The sequence below is a fragment of the Streptomyces sp. NP-1717 genome (genome assembly GCF_022695985.1).
GTDB lineage: Bacteria > Actinomycetota > Actinomycetes > Streptomycetales > Streptomycetaceae > Streptomyces.
In genome coordinates this window covers 1-21,317 of sequence record NZ_JAAPBF010000036.1, presented here as the reverse complement: position 1 = coordinate 21,317, position 21,317 = coordinate 1, and the positions used below count along the sequence as shown (strand labels likewise).

The following is a 21,317-nucleotide window of genomic DNA, read 5'->3' as shown; positions in this document are numbered from 1 at the left end:
CGGGGCCGGAGGCCGGCGGAGGGGACGGACGGTTCCGACGACACCGTCGAGTCCCTCGCCGGACGGCAGGTCGCGCTCATCGACCTGCTCGACCGGCTGCTGACCGGCGGGGCGGTCCTGACCGGAGATCTCGTGCTCTCCGTCGCCGACGTGGACCTCGTGCACATCAACCTGCGGGCGGTCATCCGCTCGATCACACCCGACGGACCGGCCCCGTGGTGAGACGCGCGGGCCCGTCGCCGCGGGCGTACAAGGAGACTGACGATGGCTGACACACCCCGTGGCGAGGACCTTCAGGAGGTCGCACGGGCGGCGGCACGCGCGTTCGATCTCGTACCGACGGGGCCGGACGAGCCCACGCCGCGCGACGGCATCGCCCAGCGCCTCGAAACCGACCCGGACACCGTGGAGCGGGACCTGATCAAACTGGTTCTCACCATCGTCGAACTGCTGCGTCAGCTCATGGAGCGCACCGCGCTGCACCGGGTCGACCAGGGCGATCTCCGGGAGGACCAGGAGGAGCGCATCGGTATGACGCTGATGATCCTCCAGGACCGGATGAGCGAACTCTGTGAGCGCTACGACCTGACCATGGAAGACCTCAACCTGGACCTCGGACCGCTCGGTTCGCTGCTCCCGCGCGATTCCGGCTGAGCCGAACGTCGGCGTTTTAGGGCGCGGCGAGCGGCAACACGAACGTCATGACTGCAGAGAGCGAAGCGAACAAGAACGCGAACGGCACGGCGGGAAAGGCGAACGCGACCGCCAAGTCGGCCGCCGCCAAGTCCCCCGCCGGCAAGGCGCGGCAGACGGCGAAGCGCACCAGCGCCCCCGCCCGGAAGACCGCCAAGGCCGCCGGCAGCCGCGCTAAGACCGAATCGGCCGTCGCGGCTTCGAAGGCCAAGGAGTCGGGACGGGCGGCCGAGAAGACCGTGGAGAGCGGTGCGCGTTCGGCAGGCGCTGCCACGAAGAGTGCCGGTCAGGCGGCCGTCAGCGGTCTGGAGAGCGGACAGCAGGCTCTCCTCGCGACGGCGGGCAAGGCGGCTGCCACGGCCTCCACCGCATGGACCGTCGTCAAGCACCGCAAGGCCATAGCGGTCGGCGCGGCGGCGGGAGTCGTCGGCCTGGCGGGCGGCGCTTTCGCCCTGGGCCGCCAGACGGCCAAGCCGCACGGAGGACCTCTGACCCGTATGACGGGCGGCCGGTTCTGAGGGACTGCCCCCCGGAATCGGCGGTCAGCGCGTGCGGGACGTTTCGGCGTTGTCGTCGTCCGACCCCGGTACGTGCACGTCGAGGACGTCGATGTTGACCTCGACGACGTCGAGTCCGGTCATACTCTCGACGGCGTCGGAGACGTCCGACCGGAGGTCGTCGGTGGTCCGCGGAATCGGATAGCCGTACTCCATGACGACATCGAGGTCGACGGCGGCCTGTTCCTCGCCGACTTCCACCCGCACACCGCGTGTGGCGTCGTCGGAAAGGGACATCTTCCCCCTCGCGGCTCCCAGGGTCCGGGACATACCGCCGCCCATCGCGTAGACCCCCGACGCTTCACGGCTCGCGATTCCGGCTACGGAGGCCACTACCGAGTCCGCGATCGTCGTCTTCCCTCTGACTTCGTGTCGGTGGTGGTGGCCGTTCGACATTGCTTTTGAGGTGGCTTCGTTCACTGTCATGACCGACCCGTCTTCCTCGGTTGTCACGGTCGGGAGGGATTCCTCTCGTACGGTTCCCCCTCATCCCACTCTGCTCCGCGCAACCGGACAACGCCATTCGGGTGAGATGCGTCCGCCGGCGGACAACCGCGGGAAATCAGCGTTTGTACGCGTCGCGGCGGCGGGCGGTTCTGGCGCTTCGCGCATCGCGCTCGTCGCCGGAGCCGTCGCCGCGTTCGTCGCGGGGTCCGACCGACTTCCGCCCGTTCTTCGCCGCCGTGGTGCCGCGTCGGCGCGGACCGCTGTCCTTCACATGTCTCCGCGTGCGTTTGTGTGCCGTGTGGGCCTTTTCGGCCGGGTCCGACGCCGTGGTTTCGCCGGTGCTCTTCGCCACGCCCTCGATGGTGCCCTCGGCGCTCCCGCCGATATCGTTCACGGTTTCGCCGACGTCCTTAACGGCCTCGTCGGCGCCCTCACCCACGTCCTCCACCGCCTCGCCGGCCCCGTGCCCGACGTCCTCGACAGCGGCTCCGGCGCCCCGGCCCACGCTCTGCGCGGCGTCTCCGGTGCCCTTGCCGATCTCCTTGGCGGCTCCCCCCGCGCCCGTACCGATTTCCTCGGCCGCCTCCCCCAGGCCTCTGCTCAGGTGCTCCAGGATCTCGGGGTTCCGGTCGATGGTCGTCAATACGCGGTTGACGATGGTCGCGACATTGTGAAGGCGGACCTTCAGTTGTGCCTGCGCCTCGACTCCCTTGATGTCGAGGTCCACCGAACCCAGCGTGACGTCCGCGCCGACATTCAGCTTGAGCAGATCGAGGACTTCGGCCTGCAGGGACACATGGGCCCGTAGATCCTGCACATCCAGTTGAATCTCTTCGATATTGAGCACCGGAACGTCGAGATACACATCCGGTTCCCCTTGGTCGACCACCTCGCCCTCGGCGTACTCGTCCGGTTCCTGTTCCGCGGCGACGACTTCCGCGTCCTCGGTATCCTCGGCGAATTCCGCGTCGTCGACGTCTTCGCCGTCCTGCGCGTCCATTTCTTCCTGGTCGTCATCGTCCCGACCTTTGTCGCTCCGGGGCATACGAAACTCCCTCACCGAGCACGGCCCCCGCCCCTCAAGTGTCATGCGCGGAATCCGTCGCCGCAATGAGGTGCGTCTTCGAGGGCACTGGTCCATCGTGGGAGAAGCATTCTCAGCAGGACGCAGGACCGAAAAGGGAAGTGCTGGTGATCGTCCGTGCCCGTCCCGCCCGGTGAGAGGCCGCGCCTTACCGTCCCGACCCGGGACGGACCGATACTCGTCGAGGGGCCCGTCGAGGTCGTACTCAACGACGGGACCACGGTGACGTCGGACCGGTTCATGGTCGCCCTGTGCGCTTGCCGGCGCAGCCGGACGTACCCCTGGTGCGACACCAGCCACCGCCGCAGGGCCAGGGAGTGAGGCCGGTGGAGAGCGCGGAGGCCCGGCGGGCGGGGCCCGCCCTGCCGACCGGCCGCGGCGAGCTGAGTGACGGCGTCGTACGGGCCCTGCTCGGCCGCCCCGGCGCTCCCCTGCCGCCGGGCTCGGCGGCCGATGAGGCGGATCCGTACGGGGAGGATCTGCACCTCGCGCTCTACCTCTGCTACGAGCTCCACTACCGGGGGTTCCGCGGCGTCGACGCCGACCGGGAGTGGGATCCGGAGCTGCTCCGGCTGCGGGCCGCACTGGAGCGGCCCTTCCTTCAAGCGCTGCGCAGGGACACCGGACGCCGGACGGACTCCGACGAGGCGTTCGCCGGGATTCTGGTCGAGCGCCTGGACACCGACGGGCTGAGTCATTTCCTCAGGGACGAGGGCGAGTTGTGGCAGCTGCGTGAGTACGCGGCCCAGCGTTCGCTCTACCACCTCAAAGAGGCCGATCCGCACGCCTGGGTGATCCCGCGCCTGCGCGGCAGGGCCAAGGCGGCGATGGTCGCGGTCGAGTTCGACGAGTTCGGCGGCGGGCGGGCCGAGCGGATGCACTCGCGGCTCTTCGCGGATCTCATGACGGACCTCGGTCTGGACACGGCGTACGGCCGGTACGTCGGCGTGGCCACGGCCGAGATGCTGGCGAGCGTCAACCTCATGTCGATGTTCGGTCTGCGCCGATCGCTGCGCGGCGCCCTGGTGGGACACTTCGCCGCCGTCGAGGTGACCTCCTCCCCCGCCTCCCGCCGACTGGCCGAGGCCATGCGGCGGGCGGGCGCCGGCGAGGCGGCGGTGCACTTCTACGCCGAGCACGTCGAGGCCGACGCCGTCCATGAACAGGTGGTGCGCCGGGACGTGGTGGGTGGTCTGCTGGAGGACGAGCCGTGGCTGGAGGCGGACGTGGCCTTCGGCGTCGACGCCACCGATCTGCTGGACACCCGCCTCGCCGCCAGGACCCTCGCCGCCTGGCGCGAGGGCGTCTCCAGTCTCCGTACACCGCTCTGACCGGTCGTCAGATGGCGGGCGCCGGCGGGCCGGGGCGGACGCTTCGGTGTCCGCCCCGGCCCTCCCGGCTCAGGAGCCGTCGGTGGCCAGTGACGCCCGGATCTCACGGGCGGCGGCGACCATGTTCTCCAGCGAGGCCCGGGTCTCGGGCCAGCCGCGCGTCTTCAGGCCGCAGTCCGGGTTCACCCAGAGGCGTTCGGCCGGAATGGCCTCAAGTCCCTTGCGCAGCAGGGCTGTCGCTTCTTCGGTACTCGGCACGCGCGGGGAGTGGATGTCGTAGACACCGGGTCCGGCCTCACGCGGGTAGCCGTGTGCGGCGAGTTCGCGGGCGACCTGCATGTGGGAGCGGGCGGCCTCCAGGCTGATGACGTCGGCGTCGAGGTCGTCGATGGCCTGGACGATGTCGCCGAACTCGGCGTAGCACATATGCGTGTGGATCTGGGTGTCCGGGCGTACCCCGCCGGTGGTGAGGCGGAAGGACTCGGTCGCCCACGCCAGATAGCCGGCGTGATCGGCGGAGCGTGGGGGCAGCGTCTCGCGCAGCGCGGGTTCGTCGACCTGGATGACCGAAGTGCCCGCCGCCTCCAGGTCGCCGACCTCGTCGCGCAGGGCGAGTGCGACCTGGCGGGCGGTGTCCGCGAGCGGCTGGTCGTCGCGGACGAAGGACCAGGCGAGCATGGTGACGGGGCCGGTGAGCATGCCCTTCACCGGACGGCCGGTGAGCGACTGCGCGTACGACGTCCATCGCACGGTCATGGGTTCGGGCCGGGAGATGTCCCCGGCGAGGACCGGCGGGCGTACGTAACGGGTGCCGTACGACTGCACCCAGCCGTGACTCGTCGCGACATAACCGGTCAGCCGCTCGGCGAAGTACTGCACCATGTCGTTGCGTTCGGGCTCACCGTGCACCAGGACGTCCAGCCCGGCCTTCTCCTGGAAGGACAGGACCTCCCGGATCTCCTCCTTGATCCGCTCCTCGTATCCGGCGGTGTCGATCCGCCCGCCGCGCAGGTCGGCCCGTGCGGTGCGCAGTTCGGCGGTCTGCGGGAAGGAGCCGATGGTGGTCGTCGGCAGCGGCGGAAGGCCGAGGCGCGCCCGCTGCGCGGTGGTGCGTTCGGTGTACGGCTGCGAGCGCCGTCCGTCCGCGTCGGTGACGGCTGCGGTGCGGGCCCGCACGGCAGGGTCACGGGTGAGCGAGGAACCGGCGCGGGAAGCGAGAGCCGCGCGGTTGGTGATGAGTTCGGCCGTGATGGAGTCGGTGCCCTGCCCGAGTCCGCGCGCCAGTACCGCGATCTCCTCCGTCTTCTGCCGGGCGAAGGCGAGCCAGCGGGTGATCTCCGGGTCGATGTCGCGTTCGGCGGTGGCGTCGAGCGGGACGTGCAGGAGTGAGCAGGAGGCGGAGACGTCGACGCGGTCGGCGAGGCCGAGAAGGGTACCGAGGGTGGCGAGGGACTTCTCGTAGTCGTTGATCCAGATGTTGCGTCCGTCGACGACGCCCGCGACCAGGCGCTTGCCGGGCAGTCCGCCCACGGCCGCGAGTGCGTCGAGGTTGGCGGCGGCCGATCCGGTGAGGTCGAGCGCGAGCCCGTCGACCGGGGCCTTGGCGAGTACGGGCAGCGCGTCCCCGAGCCGCCCGAAGTAGGAGGCGACGAGCAGCTTGGGCCGGTCGGTCGCACCGCCCAGCTCGCGGTAGGCGCGGGCGGCGGCGTTCAGCTCGGCCGGGGTGCGGTCCTGCACCAGAGAGGGCTCGTCCAGCTGCACCCAGTCGGCGCCGGCCGCGCGCAGGTCGGCCAGGATCTCGGCGTACACGGGCAGGAGCCGGTCGAGCAGCGTCAGCGGCTCGAAGTCGGCGGCCACGCCGGGGGCGGGCTTGGCGAGCAGGAGGTAGGTGAGAGGCCCGACGAGGACCGGGCGGGCGGTGAGGCCGAGCGCGAGGGCTTCCCTGAACTCGGCGAGCTGCTTGGCGGGGTCGGCGGAGAAGACGGTGTCCGGACCCAGCTCGGGCACCAGGTAGTGGTAGTTGGTGTCGAACCACTTCGTCATCTCCAGCGGCGCGACCTCCTGGGTGCCCCGCGCCATGGCGAAGTAGCCGTCCAGCGGGTCGGCGGCGACCGCCGCGCGGTGCCGCTCGGGGACGGCGCCGACCATGACGCTGGTGTCCAGGACGTGGTCGTAGTAGGAGAAGTCACCGGAGGGCACTTCGTGGATGCCGGCGTCGATGAGGCGCCGCCAGTTGGAACGGCGGAGTTCCCCGGCCGTCCTGTGGAGGGCGTCGGCGCCGACGTGGCCCTTCCAGTAGCCCTCGACGGCCTTCTTCAGTTCCCGGTTCCGGCCCTGGCGGGGGTAGCCGTACACGGTGGCCCGTGCTGCCGCGGCTGCGGACTTCGCTGTCACGGAACTCTCCTTCGCGAGATGTGTCCTTGAGTCCCGGGGACGGGACGCGGGCGCGAAGGGACGACCGATCGTGCGGGCCACGTCGCGTCGTCGCGCGAGTGCCGCTCGATGTGTACGCCGACCCGCCCACGAGGTCACCGGAACGACCGCGCGTGATCGTTCACGCACGGGCAACGGGCAGGTCTTCGGACTCGTGGGCCCGTCTCGTATCGGTCACGAGACACCTACTGGCCGTCGCTTCCCAGACCCGTCCGGGCCCAGTGCGTATGACGGCGGTCGTTCCCACTCACCGCTGCGGGGCAGTCCCGGATTCCCACCGGGTTCCCTCTTACGACGCACCTGCCTGGCGGGCAGGAACGAACCAGCTGCACCGACCAGCCTAGAGGGCCGCGCGGCGGGCGCACACGTGTTGACCACATCGCGGACGGTGAGAGGGAGCACGGGCGCGTGGTGGCGCGCCATGGGCGCCGTTCCCGCGCCGCTCACGGGGGCCGGGCCGCTCGCCGACCCCCGGCGGGCCACTCAGGACGCGGCGGGCCAGTCCCCGCGGCCCGCCAGTCGTACGACCAGGGCGGCTATGTTCCACGCGTCGTCGTCGCCCCGGTGGTGGCGGCCCTCCAGCGGGAGGCCGGCCACCTTCAGCGCCTGGGCCATTCCCGGGCGGCGGCGCAGACCGTAGGAGGCGGTGAAGACGGCCTTCGCGTTGGTGTGGCGGTGGCCGAAGGGGTACTCGGTCCCCGTCCGCCGGCACTGGCGGGTGAACTGGTTGCGGTCGTAGTCGCCCCAGCTGGCCCAGGGCAGCCGGCCCGTCCGGTGGCGGTCGGCGAGTACCCCGCATGCCTCGGCGAAGGACAGGCCCCCGGCCACCTCGGCCGGCGTCAGCCCCGTCAGCTCCGTGCAGAACGGGCTCACCTCCGACCGGGCCGGGCGTACCAGCAGCCGGTGCTTGGCGAGGCGTTCGCCGGCGCGCAGGTCGACGACGGTCAGCCCGATCTCGATGATCTCGCTCACCTGCCCCGCTGGTGGCTGTCCCTCCCAGCAGGTCGCCTCGACGTCGACCACGTTCAGCAGGTTCCCCTCGGCGTCCATGGGAAGTCAGGGTAGGAACGACCCCCGTTCCGAGTCATCCGGTTATCGGGCCGGGCACTCTCGGTCGCCGTGCGCGCTCCCGTCGGCGGCCGGGCACACGTCGTCTCCCCCGGACGACCCCGCGCACGGGGCGGCTTGGTGGCTGTGGGGCAGGTCGCGCGTGAGGGTGGGAACGGGGCGCGGGATCGTGCCGAAGTCGTGGTCCGGGTCGACGGGGAGGCGGTTGATGACCGCTTCCAGTCGGGCCGGAAGCGTGGGGCGGCTGCCGGAGCGGCACTGGGTCAGCAGTTGGTGGCGGATGCTCTCCGGCAGCAGCGGACGGGCGGCCGGGGCCGGTGGCGCGCTCTCCGGGGCGGTCAGCCTGCGGGCCTCCGCACGCCAGTGCCGGGCGTCGCTGAACTCGGCACGCCGCCCGTGGGCGAGGTAGAGACAGAAGGCGGCCGTGCGGTTGCCGCCGCCCGCGGCGAACTGCCACCAGAACTGGGCCGCGTCGTGATCACGCGCCAGGTGGAGCAGCGCGCCGAAGACGACCGCCCCCTCGGGGTCCGGCCGGTCGTCATCGGCCAGCCGTGCCAGGGCCGTTGCCGCCTGTGGGGTGTCGACGATGAGGGCGACCGCCAGGTCGAGATCGCGAGCCGCCTGCTCGTGCGCGGCGGGAGTGCGCGGCGCGCCGGTGGCGGAGTCCGTCTGTACGCGGGCGGCCTCGGCGTCGACGCGCTGCCGGGCGGCTTCGGTGTCGTAGTCGGTGTAGGTGTCGACGAGGACCTCTGCCTGGTCCAGCAGGTCGCTGATGGAGGCGTGGTCGTTGGTGCGCACGTCTACCCTTCCGTCTCGGTCGGTTCGATGGCCATGTCGAGCCCGCGTGCCAGGCGGCGGCGGGCGTGCCGCACCTGGGAGCGGACGGTGGCGAGTTCGATGCCGAGGTACTCCGCGACGTTCTCCTCGTCCTCGCCGAGGACGAACCGCAGGACGATGACGTCGTACTGACGCTCGGGCAGGCCCGCGATGGCGCCGTACAGGCCGAGTTCGCCTTCCAGGACGGTGAACTCGTCACGGGTGCCGTGCCGGAGGAGTTTCGTGATGGCCGCGTGGAAGGCGGCGGTGCCGACGAGGAGCGGTTGGAGTCCGCGTTCGTCGAGCCATCGACGGGTCTCTTCCTTCAGCAGCGACCAGGCGTACCGGGGCACCGATTCCTGGGCCAGGGCGTGTTTCCAGTCGCGTTTCAGGCGTGCGCAGGCGGTGTCCACGACGGTCTCGGCCGCCGGGCGCCCGCCGACCTGGGTGTGGGCGTAGCGCATCCATAACTCGCGGTGGTAGTCGTGGAAGGCGTCGAAGGTCAGGACCAGCCTTTCCTGCCCTGCGTCTTCGACGGGGGCGTCTCCGGGGCCGGGGGCGTTGGCACGCCACGTCTTGGGGGTAGGTGCGGCCATCATCTTCCGCTCTCGGACGTGGTGGTCGGCGCGTCCGGTGTCGGGGCAGCGCCCGACGGTGTGTGGGGGGCGTACTGCGGACTGTGGGGGTGGCACGCCCCGGCGCGTACTCCGGTCGCCGGGGGGCGCCTCGTGGGGGTGCCGGTGCGGCCGGTGAAGATCCGGGCGACGGTCGCGTCAACCGCCCGGGCTTCCCGATCGAGTTCCACGCATGTCCTTGGAGGGTGTGGGGCACCGCGCCGCTCCACGGCGGAGGGGTCGGTGGAGACGTGATGTCTCACTCGACAGCCAACCGGATGAACGGGCTTCTTGTGCAAACCTTCGATCAATTGTCTTCGCCGACGGTAATAGTATGACTACTTAGACGTTCGGGTGGCGGTTTCGGAAACGCGTTCCCCGTTCGTCCGAACAGGCCGCCACGGGCCCCGGCGGAACGATCCTGGCTCCCACGGTTGTCGCGTGCGGACGGCGGGAAGTGAACCGCGATGGCGGAGGGGGCGTCGGTGCGGCGCGTACCCGGCCGCCCGGACAGCGAACAATTCTCCTGGGGGCGAGGCATGGCGGAGCACAGCGCGGTGGACCTGAAACTGGATCAGGCGCACTCGGCTCGTATGTACGACTACTACCTCGGCGGCACCACGAACTTCCCCGCCGACCGGGAAGCGGCCGGCAGAGCGCTGGCCGCGTTCCCGTCCATCCTGGCCACCGCGCGCATCAACCGGCGCTTCATGCGACGCGCGACGCGGTTCCTCGCCGAGGAGGGCATGACCCAGTTCTTCGACATCGGCACCGGCATCCCCACCTCCCCCAACCTCCATGAGGTCGCCCAGGAGGTCACCCCCGCCGCGCGCGTGGTCTACACGGACAACGACCCGATCGTCCTCGCCCACGCCCGGGCGCTGCTGCACAGCCACTCCGAGGGCCACACGTCGTACGCGCACGCCGACGTCACGGACCCGGCCGCGCTCCTCGCGACACCGGAAATAGCGGACACGCTCGACTTCACCCGGCCCATCGCGCTGAGCCTCAACGCACTGCTCCACTTCGTCACCGACGACCGGGTGGAAGGCGGCGCGCACGGCATCGTCGAACACCTCAAGGCGGCGCTCCCCTCGGGCAGCACCCTCACCATCACCCATGTCACCCCCGACTTCGATCCCGAGGGAATCGCCCGGCTCACCGGCGCCTACCGCGCCGCAGGCACTCCCGGCCAGGCGCGCCCCCACGCCGAGACGGTCCGTTTCTTCGACGGCTGGGAACTGCTCGACCCCGGCGTGGTCCCCACCCAGCGCTGGCGCCCGGCCGAGGAGGACCAGGCCGAGAACGTCACCGACGCGGAAGCCGCCTGCTACGCGGGAATCGCCCGCAAACCCTGAACCGGACGACCTCCAGGGCGAGTTCATATCCATTTAGGTTAGGCTAAGCTAACAAGGCGTCGCGGGCTCGTCGTCGACGTGGTGGCCGGTCTCCGGACACGCGGACACCACGAGAGACGGGGACCATGACCGAACGGACCGCGACGACCGGGCGGGGCGGCACCGTCGTCGTCAAGTTCGGCGGCAACGCCATGGTGGATTCGGCGCTGCGGCGGACATTCGCCCGGGACATCGTGGAGTTGTGGCACGCGGGCCTGCGCCCGGTCGTCGTGCACGGGGGCGGACCGCAGATCAGCGCGATGCTCGACCGGCTCGGCCTGGAGACCCGGTTCGAGGCAGGTCTGCGGGTGACCACACCGGAGACCATGGAAGTCGTCCGTATGGTGCTGAGCGGCCGGGTCCAGCGGGAGCTGGTCGGCCACATCAACGCCCACGGACCCTTCGCCGTGGGCATGACGGGCGAGGACGCGCACACGCTGACGGCCGTACGGCGCTCCGCCTGGGTGGACAGCCGACAGGTCGACATCGGCCTCGTGGGCGACATCGTGGAAGTGAACCCGGACATGGTCCGCACGCTGCTCGACCAGGGCCATATCCCGGTGGTCTCCCCCGTGGCGCGCGGCGAGGGCGGACAGGTCTACAACGTCAACGCCGATCTCGCGGCGTCGGCCCTCGCCGTGGCCCTCGGCGCCGAACGGCTCGTCGTACTCACCGACGTGGAGGGGCTGTACGCGGACTGGCCGCACAGCACCGAGGTGATCGAACGCCTGACGGCCGACGCGCTGGACGGGCTGCTGCCGGGGCTGGCGAGCGGGATGCTGCCGAAGATGGAGGGCTGTCTGCGGGCCGTACGCGGCGGAGTGCGCCGCGCCCACGTACTCGACGGCCGGGTGCCGCACGCGGTGCTGCGAGGTGTCCTCGACGAGATCAGCCCCGGCACCACCGTGGTTCCCGGCAACAGCCCGGACCGCCGGCCGAGCGCCGTCTGAGCGCCGAACCCACCGAACCCACCGAATCCGCCCGGCCCGTGGGCCGGGCGGTTCGGCCCACGGGCCGGGAAGCCGGCTGCCGGTACGGCCGTCAGACCCGCTCCGCGGCGGCGACGGGAGCGCCCGGTCGCCCGTGCGGGCCGACGGTCACAGGACCCTCGCGAGGATCCGCGCCCCGCGCCGGGGATCCAGGGACGCCACCCAGGACTGGGGCGCCAGGCGCACGGTCGTGGGCGCGAAACCGTATCGGAGGAACAGGCCGCCCCCGCCGGTCGTCGCCGTGAACAGCGCACCGAGCGACTGCGCCCGGGCCACCGACAGTACGGCGCGCAGGAGCCCGGCCCCCACGCCGTGCCCCTGCCTCTGCCCGGCCACACAGAAGTTGTACAGAACGCCGACGGGGCCGCGCCCCTCCCCCGGGCCGGCCGGGTGCACGCGCAGGCCCACACAGCCGTCGAGACGGCCTCCGGGACCCTGGGCCACGAGGAAGTCAACGGCCCGGGCGGCGTACAGCGAGGCGGGCCGCTCCCGCAACGCCCCGGAGCACACGAAGGGTTGGGACAGTTCGGCGAGTGCGGCGGCCTCCTGTCGCCGGGCGGGGCGCACGGAGGTCGTCATGGAGGGCGTCGGTGCGAGGAGCGTGTGCGGCGCCTGCGACAGCGGGGCGGGGGGCGGCGTAGCCGTGATCAAGGCTTTCCTTCCTCGGTTCCACGTTCGGAGAACGGCTGGTCGCCGTGTCACTCCGACGAACAAACGAAATAAGGTTAGCCTTACCTTACTTATCAGTCCAGTACCGGAGGGTCAGCCCAGTGCTGGAAGGTCAGCGCCGGAAGGGCGAGTCCGGTGCCGTCTTCTCCGTCTCGGCACCGTCGACGAACGTCGCCACCACCTCGATGTCCCCGATGCGCGACGTGCCGACCCGCCGTGGATCGTCCCCGAGCACGACCAGATCGGCCAGCTTGCCCGGGGTGAGGCTGCCCAGGTCGTCCTCCCAGTGGCAGGCGTAGGCGCCGGCGACCGTGTAGGCGCGCAGGGCCTCGTCGACGGTGATGCCCTCGTCCGGGCCGATCGCCCGGCCGGATCCGGAGGCGCGTTCGACCATGAACTGGACGGCCCGCAGCGGGGATCCGTCCGTGACGGGCCGGTCGGAGCTGCCGACGAGAGGGATGCCGTGGTCCAGGAACGCTCTGCCGCGGTAGAGCCAGGGAGCCCGCGCCTCACCCATGACGTCCGCGTAGTCGTCGCCGAAGTAGCGCAGGAAATTGGGCTGGACGACGGCGCTGACGCCGAGCCGCGCGAGGACCGGGAGCTGGTCGGGGCGGATCAGTCCGGCGTGTTCGATACGGTGCCGGGCGCCCGGGCGCGGACGCAGGCGCTGCGCCCGCTCCAGAGCGCCCAGGGCGAGATCGGCCGCGCGGTCGCCGATGGCGTGGACGGCGAGCTGCCATCCGGCGAGATGGCCGTCCACGATCGTGTCGGCGATGGCGCCCGGCTCGTCCTGCAACTGGCCTGTGTGGTCGAGCCCTTCGTACGGGGCGCTGAGCGCGGCGGTCCGGGCCATCATCCCGCCGTCCGTGTAGACCTTCAGCGCGCCCACGGAGAGGCGGTCGTCGCCGAACCCGGTGCGCAGGCCGAGGTCGAGGGCCCGGGGAATGCCGTCGCTCTCGTGCGCGGCGGCCGGGCGCAGCCGGTCCGCGGCCACCATGAGCTGGACCCGTATCGGCAACAGGCCCTCCTCACGGGCGAGTTGATAGGCACCCAGCTCGACGGGGCTGTGGCCGAAGAGCGTGCCGCCGATGCCCGCCTCGGCGCAGGCGGTGACGCCCTCGGACAGACAGGCCCGGGCGGCGCGCCCGATCGCGTCGGCCAACTCCCGCTGGGAGTGGGGCAGACGCAGGGCGCGGGCGGCGCCCATGGCGCCCTCGGCGAGGAAGCCGTTCTCGTGCGGGAGATCCGCGGGAAGCAGGTCGAGGACCGCGGAGTTGACGACGCAGCCGTGCCCGGAGTCGTGCAGCAGGTACACCTTCCGGCCGTGGCTGACCTGGTCCAGTTCGGCGGCGGTCAGATGACGGCCCAGGGCTCGCTGGTCGTATCCGGCGACGCTCACCCACCCGCCGGGCGGGCCCGGTCGGGCGGCGGCCCGCGCCACGGCGGCGAGTACGTCGTCGATCCGCGTGAGGCCGGTGATGCTCGGGGTGTTCGCCTTGAGGCCCGTCCAGGCCAGGTGCACATGGGAGTCGATGAATCCGGGCAGCACGGTTGCGCCCCGGAGGTCGATCACCTCGTGTGCCGGCAAGGAGGTCACGGCCTCGTCCAGACCCACGATCCGGCCCCGCCAGATACCCAGGTCGTGGGCGACGGGGTGGTCCGGATCCATCGTGAGGAAGCGGGCGTTCGTCAGTCTGGTGCGGAGCATCAGTGGCCTGCCGGTCTCGGGGGAGGTCAGCCGTCCGTGGACGCCGCGAGGGACCGGGGACGCAGATCGGTCCAGTGGGTCTCGATGAAGTCGAGGCACACGTCGCGGGTGTTCTCGTCCAGGACGATGGCCCACCCTCCGGGCACCTCGGCGAAAGACGGCCAGAGCGAGTGCTGTCCCTCGTGGTTCTCCAGGACCAGGAAACGGCCTTCGGGGTCGTCGAAGGGGTTGGTGCTCATGTGTCAGTTCCTCCCAGGGCCAACAGAAGGAGAGACTAACGTTAGGTTAGGCTCGCCTAATCAAAGGGGAGCCTAACGTCTCCCTTTCCCTCTCACAAGGAGACGTCATGCGCCCCGCGGCCGACGAGGAGAGAGACTTCGCCGCTTTCGGACTGCCCGGCAGGCCCGGCAGCGACGAGTTCTGGGCGGCTGCGCGGACGCCCGCGTGGACACCTGCCGGCGAAGACGGTGCCCGGCGGGCCTTGTTCCTGTGGCGCGGATCTCCGGCGAGCATCGTCTTCGAGAGCTGGTCGGAGCCGGTTCCCCTGCGCCGGTGGCGCGACACGGACTGCTGGTACGCCGAGGTGCCCATGCCCGCGCGGCTGCGGGTGACCTACCAACTCCTCGCGGGGGACTCGGCGTTGGCCGACCCGTTGAACCCGGCGGGTACCGGCGCTGACCGGTCCGTCGCCGGGACACCGGACCTCCCGGCGCAGCCGCACTGGCCGGCCTTCGGCGCCGGCGGCGACGTCGTACTCCCGCTCCCCGGCACCCGGCTGCGCTGGAACAGCGGGCGGCTCGGCGGACGGCGGACCGTGCGCGTCCACCCGGCGGGCGGCGGCGGACCGGTGGTCCTGCTCCTCGACGGGGACGACTGGCTGTATCTGCACCCGGCCATGACCGCGTTCGACTCGGCGGTCGCCGCCGGGGAGATGCCTCCCGTCACGCTCGTCTTCCTGCCGGCCAAGGACAGGGAGGCCGAGTTCGGATGCGGGCCGGAGCTGTGGGAGGCCGTCCGGGACGAACTGCTGCCGCTGGTGGCGGAGTCCGGGGTGCCGGCCGACCCCGGCCGCCTGGTGGTCGCCGGGCAGAGCCTCGGCGGGCTGAGCGCCCTGTACGCGGCGCTGGAGTTCCCGGACCTGGTGTCCCGCGTCGCCTGCCAGTCGGCGTCCTTCTGGTGGACGCCCGGTGCCACGGCCCTGGCGGACCCGCTGGGCGGCCCGGCCGGTGGCACCGTCGCCGCGCGCCTGCGGGAGCGCCCCGGCCTGTCCGGGCTGCGGATCGCGTTCGACGTGGGGGAGCACGAGACGCGGATGCTGCCCCACTGCGAGACGGTCGAGGCCCTCACCCGGGAGGCCGGTGCGACGGTGCGGGTCTCGCGGTCGCCGTCGGGACACGACCGGGTGGGATGGCGGCAGGCCCTGCTCAGGGATGTCGCCTGGGCACTCGGCTGAGCCGGTGTCCGGTCCGGTGACGTACGCGACGTGCCCGGCACACGCGTACGTCACCGGCTCACCCGGTCAACTGGTCACTGGCTCACCGGGTCACCGCCAGGCAGTACTCCTCGTCCGTGGCCAGCAGGTTGCGGTGGGTGTCCTCGGCGGTGATGACTCCGTCGTCCAGGACGAGCACGCGGTCGGCGGCGTCCAGGAGCGCCGGACTGCTGGTGATCACGACGGTGGTACGGCCCCGGCGCAGCTTCGCGACATTGCGCGCGATGAGCTGTTCGGTGACCGCGTCGACGGCCGTCGTCGGGTCGTGCAGGACCAGGACGTCGCTGTCGGCGGCCAACGCCCGTGCCAGGGACAGCCGTTGGCGCTGGCCCCCGGAGAGGTTCGCGCCGCGGTCGCGGACGCCGTAGTCGAGTCCGTCGCGGTGCAGAGCGACGACGTCGGTCAGCATCGACGCCTCGACCGCTTCGGGGATCAGCCTGCCGGTGCCCGACGGGTCGATGTTCGTGCGCAGGGTGCCCGCGAAGATCTCCGCGTCGTACGGGTTCACCAGCAGGTGTTCGCGGACCGCCTCGACCGACAGATCCGTGATCGCCCGCCCGCCGACCCGCACCGTGCCCTCGTAGGCGTCCGGGGGGACGTTGAGGGCCAGGATCGACGCGAGGTCGGCCGCCGCGCGCGGCTGGTAGACGGCGACCGCCACGAACTCGCCGGCCGGCACCCGGAACTTGAGCTGCCGCAGGGTCCCGTACCGTACGCAGTCCACTTCGAGGTCCCCGCCCGGGGCCGGGCGCTCCGTCCCCGGGGTCGTCACCGGCGGCGCGGACAGCACCAGCGCCATCCGCTCGGCCGACGCGCGCGCGATCATCACGTACTTCGGCATCTCCGAGAAGAGCTTCAGCGGTTCGATGATGAACTGCGCGAGCCCCACGGCCATGACGAGTTCGCCGATGGAGATCCGGCCGCCGAACGCCAGCCAGCCGGCCATAAGGGTGACCGCCGCGGCGAGTACCGCGTTGAGGGCCAGCGCGGTGCCCGCGTACACCCCGTTCACCTTGGCGACGGTGATCGACTGACGCCTCGCGTCCGAGCTGACCCTCCGGTAGGAGAGGAACGCCGCCTGGTTGCCGCCGAAGCCGTGCAGCGGGCGCAGGCCGGTGATCAGGTCGGCGACCTTCGCGCCCGCCCGCGCCACCCGTGCCTGCTGTTCACGGGTGCTCGCGCCGATCCGCTTGGACATCACGGCCAGGATCGACAGGATCGCGACGGTTCCCGCGATCACCAGCAGGCCGAGCCGGATGTCGGCCAGGCCCAGCGCGACGGCCGCGACGAGCACCGCGACCAGCGAGCTGATCAGCAGCGGCACGACCTCGATGATGTCGGCGGTCTGGTCGGCGTCCTCGGTGGCGATGGTCAGCACCTCGCCGGACTTCAGGTCGACGTCCCTGGCGACCGGCTGGAGCCCGCAGGCCGCCACGCGCACCCGCCAGCGGTGCGCCTCGGTCGTGTTGGCCTTCTGCAGGGTGCGCATCCCGAACCGCCACGACAGCGACACGGTCGTGATGATCACGGCCAGCGCGCCGATCGACAGGCCGAGCGCGCCGAGGCTCCGGTCCTGCATGGTGTGCTCGACGATCAGGCCGAGCGCGATGGGGAAGGCGGTCTCCCCCGCCTGGTACAGCCCCATCAGGAGGGTGCCGGTGGTCATGGCACCGACGTTGCGGCGCAGCGCGGTGCGCAGGATGTCGGCCCCGGGGCGGGGCCGCTGGGTGTCAGGAGTTGTCTTCAAGGTGGCGGGCAATCGCTTCCGGGGTTCGCAGGGTCAGCAGATCACGGATCGTGACCACGGGTCCGTACTCGCGGCGGAGCAGCCCGGTCAGCCGCACCGCCAGCATGGAGTGCCCTCCGAGGGACACGAAGTCGCTCACCGCGCTCACCTCGTCGTCGTCCAGGTCCAGTGCCTCGGCGAAGAACTCGCACACCGTGGTCTCGGTCCCGGTCTCCGGGCCGCGCTCCCCCGCTGTGGTCAGGGCGCCGAGCGGCTTCGCCTCGGGCAGCGCCTTGGTGTCAGCCTTCCCGTTCACCGTCAGCGGGATGCCGTCGACCCGGGCGTAGTGGGTGGGGCGCAGGAAGTCCGGCAGCGCGGCTCCCACTTCGGCGGCGACCGCCGCCAACTCGGCGCCGTCCAGTACGAGATAGGCGGCCAGCCGGTACGCGCCGTCGACCTGGGGGTCGGGCTGGGCGACGGCGGCGGCGAAGCGCACCGCCGGGTGCGCCGCGAACGCGGCCTCGACCTCGCCCAGTTCGACCCGGTGCCCCCGGATCTTGACCTGCTGGTCGGTGCGGCCGAGATACGCCAGGTTCCCGTCGGGCCGCCGCAGGACCAGGTCCCCGGTGCGGTACATGCGCTCACCGGGTGCGCCGAACGGGCAGGCCACGAAGCGGTGCGCGGTCTGGGCGGGCTGACCGAGGTAGCCGCGGGCGATGCCGATGCCTGACACGTACAACTCGCCCGGCACTCCGTCCGGCAGGGGCCGCAGCCATGGATCCAGCACGTACACCTCGGTGTTGTCGATCGCCACGCCCACCACCGGGTCCTGGCATTCGAAAGTGCCGACGCCGAGGGTGTTGATGGTGTATTCGGTGGGTCCGTAGAGGTTGTAGCCGACCGTCCCGTCCGTCTCCGCGAGCCGCCGCCACAGCGACGGCGTGACGGCCTCGCCGCCCAACAGCACCAGCGCCGGGCGCCGTTCGGGGTTGTCGAGCAGGCCCTCGGCCACCAGTTGCTGGGCGTAGGTGGGGGTCACGTTGATGACGTCGATCCCGTGCTCCAGGCAGTACTCGACCAGACGGGGGGCGTCACGGCGCAGTTCCTCGTCGCAGATGTGCACCTCGTGGCCGTCGGCGAGCCAGAGCAGTTCCTCCCACGACATGTCGAAGGCGAACGACACCGTGTGCGCGATGCGGAAGGTCCGGTGGCCGTGCTCGGCCAGGACCGGTTCGAAAATCCGGCGCTGATGGTTGATCAGCATATTGGTGAGGCCGGCGTATTCGGTCACCACGCCCTTGGGCTTCCCGGTCGAGCCGGAGGTGTAGATGGTGTACGCGGGGTGCCGCAGCCGGTCCGGGTCGTCCGGCGCGAATGTCCGGTACGGCGCCGCGTCAGGCAGCGGCAGGTCCAGTTCGATCAGTTCGCCGGTCAGCCGGGGGGACACGGCGCTGACGGTGAGGGTCACGTCCGGGCGGGCGTCCGCGACGATCGCGGCGATCCGCTCGTCCGGGTGGTCCAGCTCCAGTGGCACATAGGCGGCGCCGACGCGCAGCACGGCGAACAGCGCCACGATCGAGTCGAGCGAACGCGGGATCGCGAGCGCCACGTTCGTCTCGGGGCCGATGCCCCGCCCGGCGAGCGCTCCCGCCACCGCGCGGCTGCGGTCGCGGAGCTGGGCGAAGGTCATGGTCGCGCCGTCGGCGACGAGCGCGACCCGCTCCGGAGCACTGTCCGCCGCCCGGTCGAACCGGTCGACCACGGTGTCGGTGCCGACGTCCGTACGCCCGGCGGGCTCGGGGGCCGAGGCGAGCCCACGCAGCGCGCCGACCGGCCCGGTCGAGCGGGCCAGGTCGTCGAGCACGCGCAGGTAGTCGTCCAGGAGCCGGCGGGCGTTCCCGGTGTCGCCGTCGCGGTGCTCCAGCTTGACGGTGAGCCGGTCGCCGGGCGTGACGACCCAGGTGAAGGGGTAGTGCGTGGAGTCGTCGGCCCGTACCGACTCGATGCCGTGTCTGGCGTTCATCTCGGCGAAGGCGTCCATGTCCAGGAAGTTCTGGAGCACGAACAGGTTGTCGAAGAGGGTGTCGTGCCCGCTGGCGCGCTGGATCTCGCCGAGTCCCAGATGCTCGTGGTCCATCGCCTCGACCCGGGCCGCCTGTACGGCCGAGAGGTACGCGCCGACCGTGTCGTCCGCCCGTGCCCGTGTCCACATGGGCACGGTGTTGAGCAGGACGCCGACGATGTCGGACAGCCCTTCGCCCTCCCGGCCCGAGACGGTCACGCCGAACACGGCGTCGCTCCGTCCCGTGTGCGCGCCGAGGAGCAGACCGAACGCGCCGGTGAGCACCGTGTTGAGCGTGACGCCGTGCGCCTTGGCCGATTCCCGCAGCCGCTCGGAGAGTCCGGCGGAGACCGTGTGCGTGAGCGCGCGTGGCAGGTCGTCGGAGAAGGCCGGCTCGGGACCGGCGAGCAGCGTCGGGCCGGGGAGGCCGGCCAGGTGCCCGGCCCAGAACCGTTCCGATACGGCGGGGTCCTTGGCGGCGAGTGTCCGGGCGTACTCCTCGAAGCCGGGTGTGGCCGGGGTCGCGTCCAGTGGCTCACCCGCGAGGACGGACCGGTAGGCGTCGAACAGGTCCCGCAGCAGGATCTCGCGTGACCAGCCGTCCCACAGGAGCAGGTGGTAGCTGAGCAGCAGACCGTCCCGGTCGTCGGGCAGCCGGATCACGGTCAGCCGGATCAGCGGTGGCTCGGCCGGGTCGAATCCCGTGTCGCGGTCGGCTTCGCGCAGCGCGTCGATCTCCGCTTCGGTCGACAGCGGGACGGTGCGTACGCCGACCCGCCGGCCCGCTCCGAGGCTCTGGACCGGGTTCCCGTCGTCGTCGGTGGTGAAGCCGGCGCCGACGACCGGGTGCCGCGCGATCACGTACGCCATCGCCTCGGCCAGCGCGTCGGTGTCCAGCCGCCGGTCGAAGGTGAAGTAGCTCTGGGCGACGTAGTGTCCGGCCCGGCCCGCCAGTTGGGCCTGGAAGAACAGTCCCCGCTGGAGCGGAGTGACGGGCGCCGTGCGCTCGGCCGTCGCGGAGGCGTCCGCGAGGTGTTCCAGCGCGCGCAGCCAGTGCTCGGTGATCTCGTCGGGGACGCCTTCGGCGAGGGTGAAGGCGGCGTGCAGGCTTCCGGTGGTGTCGTCGGTCCACGCGTTGACCTCGACGGCGTACGGGGCGCCCTCGTCGACGCCGGTGAGGTGGAGCGCCCGTGATTCGCCGCCCCGGCCGAGGTAGTTGAACAGCACCTGCGGGCGGGCGTTCAGCAGCGGGGCCGTCTGCGGGTCGAGGTAGCGGAGTTGGCCGTAGGCGACGTGTCCGCACTCGTCGGGCTGGCGTTCGGCGACCTCGCGGGCGGCGGCGACCGGGTCGGTGTGCGCGGTGAGCCGTACGGGTGCGATGGAGGTGAACCAGCCGACCGTACGGCTGTAGTCGTGGTGGTCGAGGGCGGGGACGCGGCCGTGCCGCTCCAGTTCGATCGCGAGATCGGTGGGCGTGGGCTGGATGTGTGTCAGGGCGGTGCGCAGGGCGCCGCAGAGCAGTTCGGTCGGACCCACGCCGAGCGCGGCCGGTGCGGTACGTGTCACGAGGTCGCTCGGGCCTGGCGCGAGGACGACGGTGGTCTCGCGCGGTGTCTCACGCGGCGTATCGGCCCCGGTCAGCAGCGCGGGCGCCTGGAGCGTGGTGATCCAGTGGCCGAGGCTGTCGAGGGCCCGGGCGGAGCCCGACGCGAGTGCTTCGGCGTACTCGGCGTAGGAGGTGGTCGGGGGTGCCAGGGCCGTTCCGCTCAGGGCGGTGGCCAGGTCGTCGAGGAGGATCAGCCAGGACACCGAGTCGACGGCGAGGTGGTGGACGGTGACGACCAGGGTGCGGCTCGACTCCAGCCAGGAGAACGCGATGACGTCCCCGGCCTCCGGGTCGAGCCGTCCTGCGGCCTCGTCCGCCGCCGTCGTGGCGTCGGTGGTGTCAGGCCGGACGACGGTGATCTCGCGGGCGGGTTCGGTGCGCAGTGCCCATACGCCGTGCTCGACGCGCAGCCGCAGTCGGAGTACCGGATGCGCGGCCACGACGGCGTTCGCCGCGCGCAGCACGTCGGCGTAGCCGGTGCCCTCGGCCACCGCCAGCGTCCTGGCCTGGGCGAACCGGGCGAGCGATCCGCCGAGTTCGCGCCGGCGCAGGATGATCGGCGTGGGTGTGAGCGGGCCGTGCTCGCGGCGGGCGGCGGCTCGTCGCCCTGGACGAGTACGCGGGC

19 protein-coding genes and 1 riboswitch are annotated in these 21,317 nt (G+C 71.6%); of the genes, 8 read left to right on the top strand and 11 right to left on the bottom strand.

All coding sequences use genetic code 11. The features are described from left to right. Window positions 1-78: 78 nt before the first annotated feature. From GXP76_RS10945 to GXP76_RS10935, 3 genes are read left to right on the top strand one after another with little or no spacing between them, the layout of a single operon-like run. On the top strand, window positions 79-222 hold the full coding sequence (locus tag GXP76_RS10945; RefSeq protein WP_242571303.1) for a gas vesicle protein: 144 nt from the start codon (window positions 79-81) through the stop codon (window positions 220-222). A gap of 42 nt (window positions 223-264) precedes the next feature. Beyond that, the gene (locus GXP76_RS10940) at window positions 265-654 is read left to right on the top strand and encodes a gas vesicle protein K (protein ID WP_242571272.1); all 390 of its coding nucleotides are present in this window, start codon (window positions 265-267) and stop codon (window positions 652-654) included. A gap of 47 nt (window positions 655-701) precedes the next feature. Then, window positions 702-1,211 carry a hypothetical protein gene (locus GXP76_RS10935; RefSeq protein ID WP_242571271.1) on the top strand — a complete coding sequence of 170 codons (510 nt, stop codon included), beginning with the start codon at window positions 702-704 and terminating at the stop codon, window positions 1,209-1,211. Between the two features lie 24 nt (window positions 1,212-1,235). Here GXP76_RS10935 and GXP76_RS10930 read toward each other — a convergent pair whose 3' ends face one another. Together GXP76_RS10930 and GXP76_RS10925 are read right to left on the bottom strand one after the other, a co-directional pair. Further along, the gene (locus GXP76_RS10930) at window positions 1,236-1,676 is read right to left on the bottom strand and encodes an Asp23/Gls24 family envelope stress response protein (protein WP_374360567.1); all 441 of its coding nucleotides are present in this window, start codon (window positions 1,674-1,676) and stop codon (window positions 1,236-1,238) included. A 136-nt stretch (window positions 1,677-1,812) separates the two neighbouring features. Beyond that, the gene (locus tag GXP76_RS10925) at window positions 1,813-2,742 is read right to left on the bottom strand and encodes a hypothetical protein (protein ID WP_242571270.1); all 930 of its coding nucleotides are present in this window, start codon (window positions 2,740-2,742) and stop codon (window positions 1,813-1,815) included. A gap of 156 nt (window positions 2,743-2,898) precedes the next feature. Here GXP76_RS10925 and GXP76_RS10920 point away from each other — a divergent pair, with 156 nt between their 5' ends. Both GXP76_RS10920 and GXP76_RS10915 read left to right on the top strand, forming a co-directional pair. Beyond that, the gene (locus GXP76_RS10920) at window positions 2,899-3,102 is read left to right on the top strand and encodes a CDGSH iron-sulfur domain-containing protein (RefSeq protein WP_242571269.1); all 204 of its coding nucleotides are present in this window, start codon (window positions 2,899-2,901) and stop codon (window positions 3,100-3,102) included. After that, a complete protein-coding gene (locus GXP76_RS10915) occupies window positions 3,099-4,112 on the top strand; it encodes an iron-containing redox enzyme family protein (RefSeq protein ID WP_374360564.1) in 1,014 nt (337 codons plus the stop codon). Before GXP76_RS10920 ends, GXP76_RS10915 begins: the two co-directional genes overlap by 4 nt. Window positions 4,113-4,181: 69 nt before the next feature. On the opposite strand, the gene metE is transcribed toward GXP76_RS10915, so the two are convergent. From metE to GXP76_RS10895, 4 genes are all read right to left on the bottom strand, one after another. Then, window positions 4,182-6,506, bottom strand: coding sequence for a 5-methyltetrahydropteroyltriglutamate--homocysteine S-methyltransferase (gene metE / locus GXP76_RS10910; RefSeq protein WP_242571267.1), 2,325 nt, complete (start codon window positions 6,504-6,506; stop codon window positions 4,182-4,184). Window positions 6,507-6,664: 158 nt separating this feature from the next. Then, window positions 6,665-6,868, bottom strand: a riboswitch (cobalamin riboswitch). Between the two features lie 160 nt (window positions 6,869-7,028). Next, entirely contained in the window at window positions 7,029-7,595 is a 567-nt protein-coding gene (locus GXP76_RS10905) for a 3'-5' exonuclease (protein ID WP_242571266.1), read from the bottom strand. Between the two features lie 42 nt (window positions 7,596-7,637). Further along, a complete protein-coding gene (locus GXP76_RS10900) occupies window positions 7,638-8,411 on the bottom strand; it encodes a hypothetical protein (RefSeq protein WP_242571265.1) in 774 nt (257 codons plus the stop codon). A 2-nt stretch (window positions 8,412-8,413) separates the two neighbouring features. Further along, window positions 8,414-9,028, bottom strand: a complete 615-nt coding sequence (locus GXP76_RS10895; RefSeq protein WP_242571264.1) for a sigma-70 family RNA polymerase sigma factor — start codon at window positions 9,026-9,028, stop codon at window positions 8,414-8,416. A gap of 554 nt (window positions 9,029-9,582) precedes the next feature. Between GXP76_RS10895 and GXP76_RS10890 the strand changes: the two genes are divergently transcribed. Beyond that, window positions 9,583-10,401, top strand: coding sequence for an SAM-dependent methyltransferase (locus tag GXP76_RS10890; RefSeq protein WP_242571263.1), 819 nt, complete (start codon window positions 9,583-9,585; stop codon window positions 10,399-10,401). A 125-nt stretch (window positions 10,402-10,526) separates the two neighbouring features. Further along, window positions 10,527-11,390 (top strand): acetylglutamate kinase, encoded by an 864-nt coding sequence (gene argB / locus GXP76_RS10885; protein ID WP_242571262.1) that lies wholly within the window; start codon window positions 10,527-10,529, stop codon window positions 11,388-11,390. A gap of 147 nt (window positions 11,391-11,537) precedes the next feature. On the opposite strand, the gene GXP76_RS10880 is transcribed toward argB, so the two are convergent. The 3 genes from GXP76_RS10880 to GXP76_RS10870 all read right to left on the bottom strand — a co-directional run bounded on the left by GXP76_RS10880 (window position 11,538) and on the right by GXP76_RS10870 (window position 14,045). Beyond that, window positions 11,538-12,080, bottom strand: a complete 543-nt coding sequence (locus GXP76_RS10880; RefSeq protein WP_374360536.1) for a GNAT family N-acetyltransferase — start codon at window positions 12,078-12,080, stop codon at window positions 11,538-11,540. 130 nt (window positions 12,081-12,210) lie between these two features. Further along, on the bottom strand, window positions 12,211-13,806 hold the full coding sequence (locus GXP76_RS10875) for an amidohydrolase (RefSeq protein ID WP_242571261.1): 1,596 nt from the start codon (window positions 13,804-13,806) through the stop codon (window positions 12,211-12,213). A gap of 26 nt (window positions 13,807-13,832) precedes the next feature. Beyond that, a complete protein-coding gene (locus GXP76_RS10870) occupies window positions 13,833-14,045 on the bottom strand; it encodes an MbtH family NRPS accessory protein (RefSeq protein WP_242571260.1) in 213 nt (70 codons plus the stop codon). A gap of 107 nt (window positions 14,046-14,152) precedes the next feature. Here GXP76_RS10870 and GXP76_RS10865 point away from each other — a divergent pair, with 107 nt between their 5' ends. After that, entirely contained in the window at window positions 14,153-15,259 is a 1,107-nt protein-coding gene (locus GXP76_RS10865; RefSeq protein ID WP_242571259.1) for an alpha/beta hydrolase-fold protein, read from the top strand. 82 nt (window positions 15,260-15,341) lie between these two features. Here the strand turns inward: GXP76_RS10865 and GXP76_RS10860 are convergent, their stop codons facing one another. Both GXP76_RS10860 and GXP76_RS10855 read right to left on the bottom strand, forming a co-directional pair. Then, window positions 15,342-17,045, bottom strand: coding sequence for an ABC transporter ATP-binding protein (locus GXP76_RS10860; protein ID WP_242571258.1), 1,704 nt, complete (start codon window positions 17,043-17,045; stop codon window positions 15,342-15,344). Then, window positions 17,029-21,317, bottom strand: a 4,289-nt coding sequence (locus GXP76_RS10855) for an amino acid adenylation domain-containing protein (RefSeq protein ID WP_242571257.1), incomplete at its 5' end; no start/stop codon positions are given. The genes GXP76_RS10860 and GXP76_RS10855, both read right to left, overlap by 17 nt.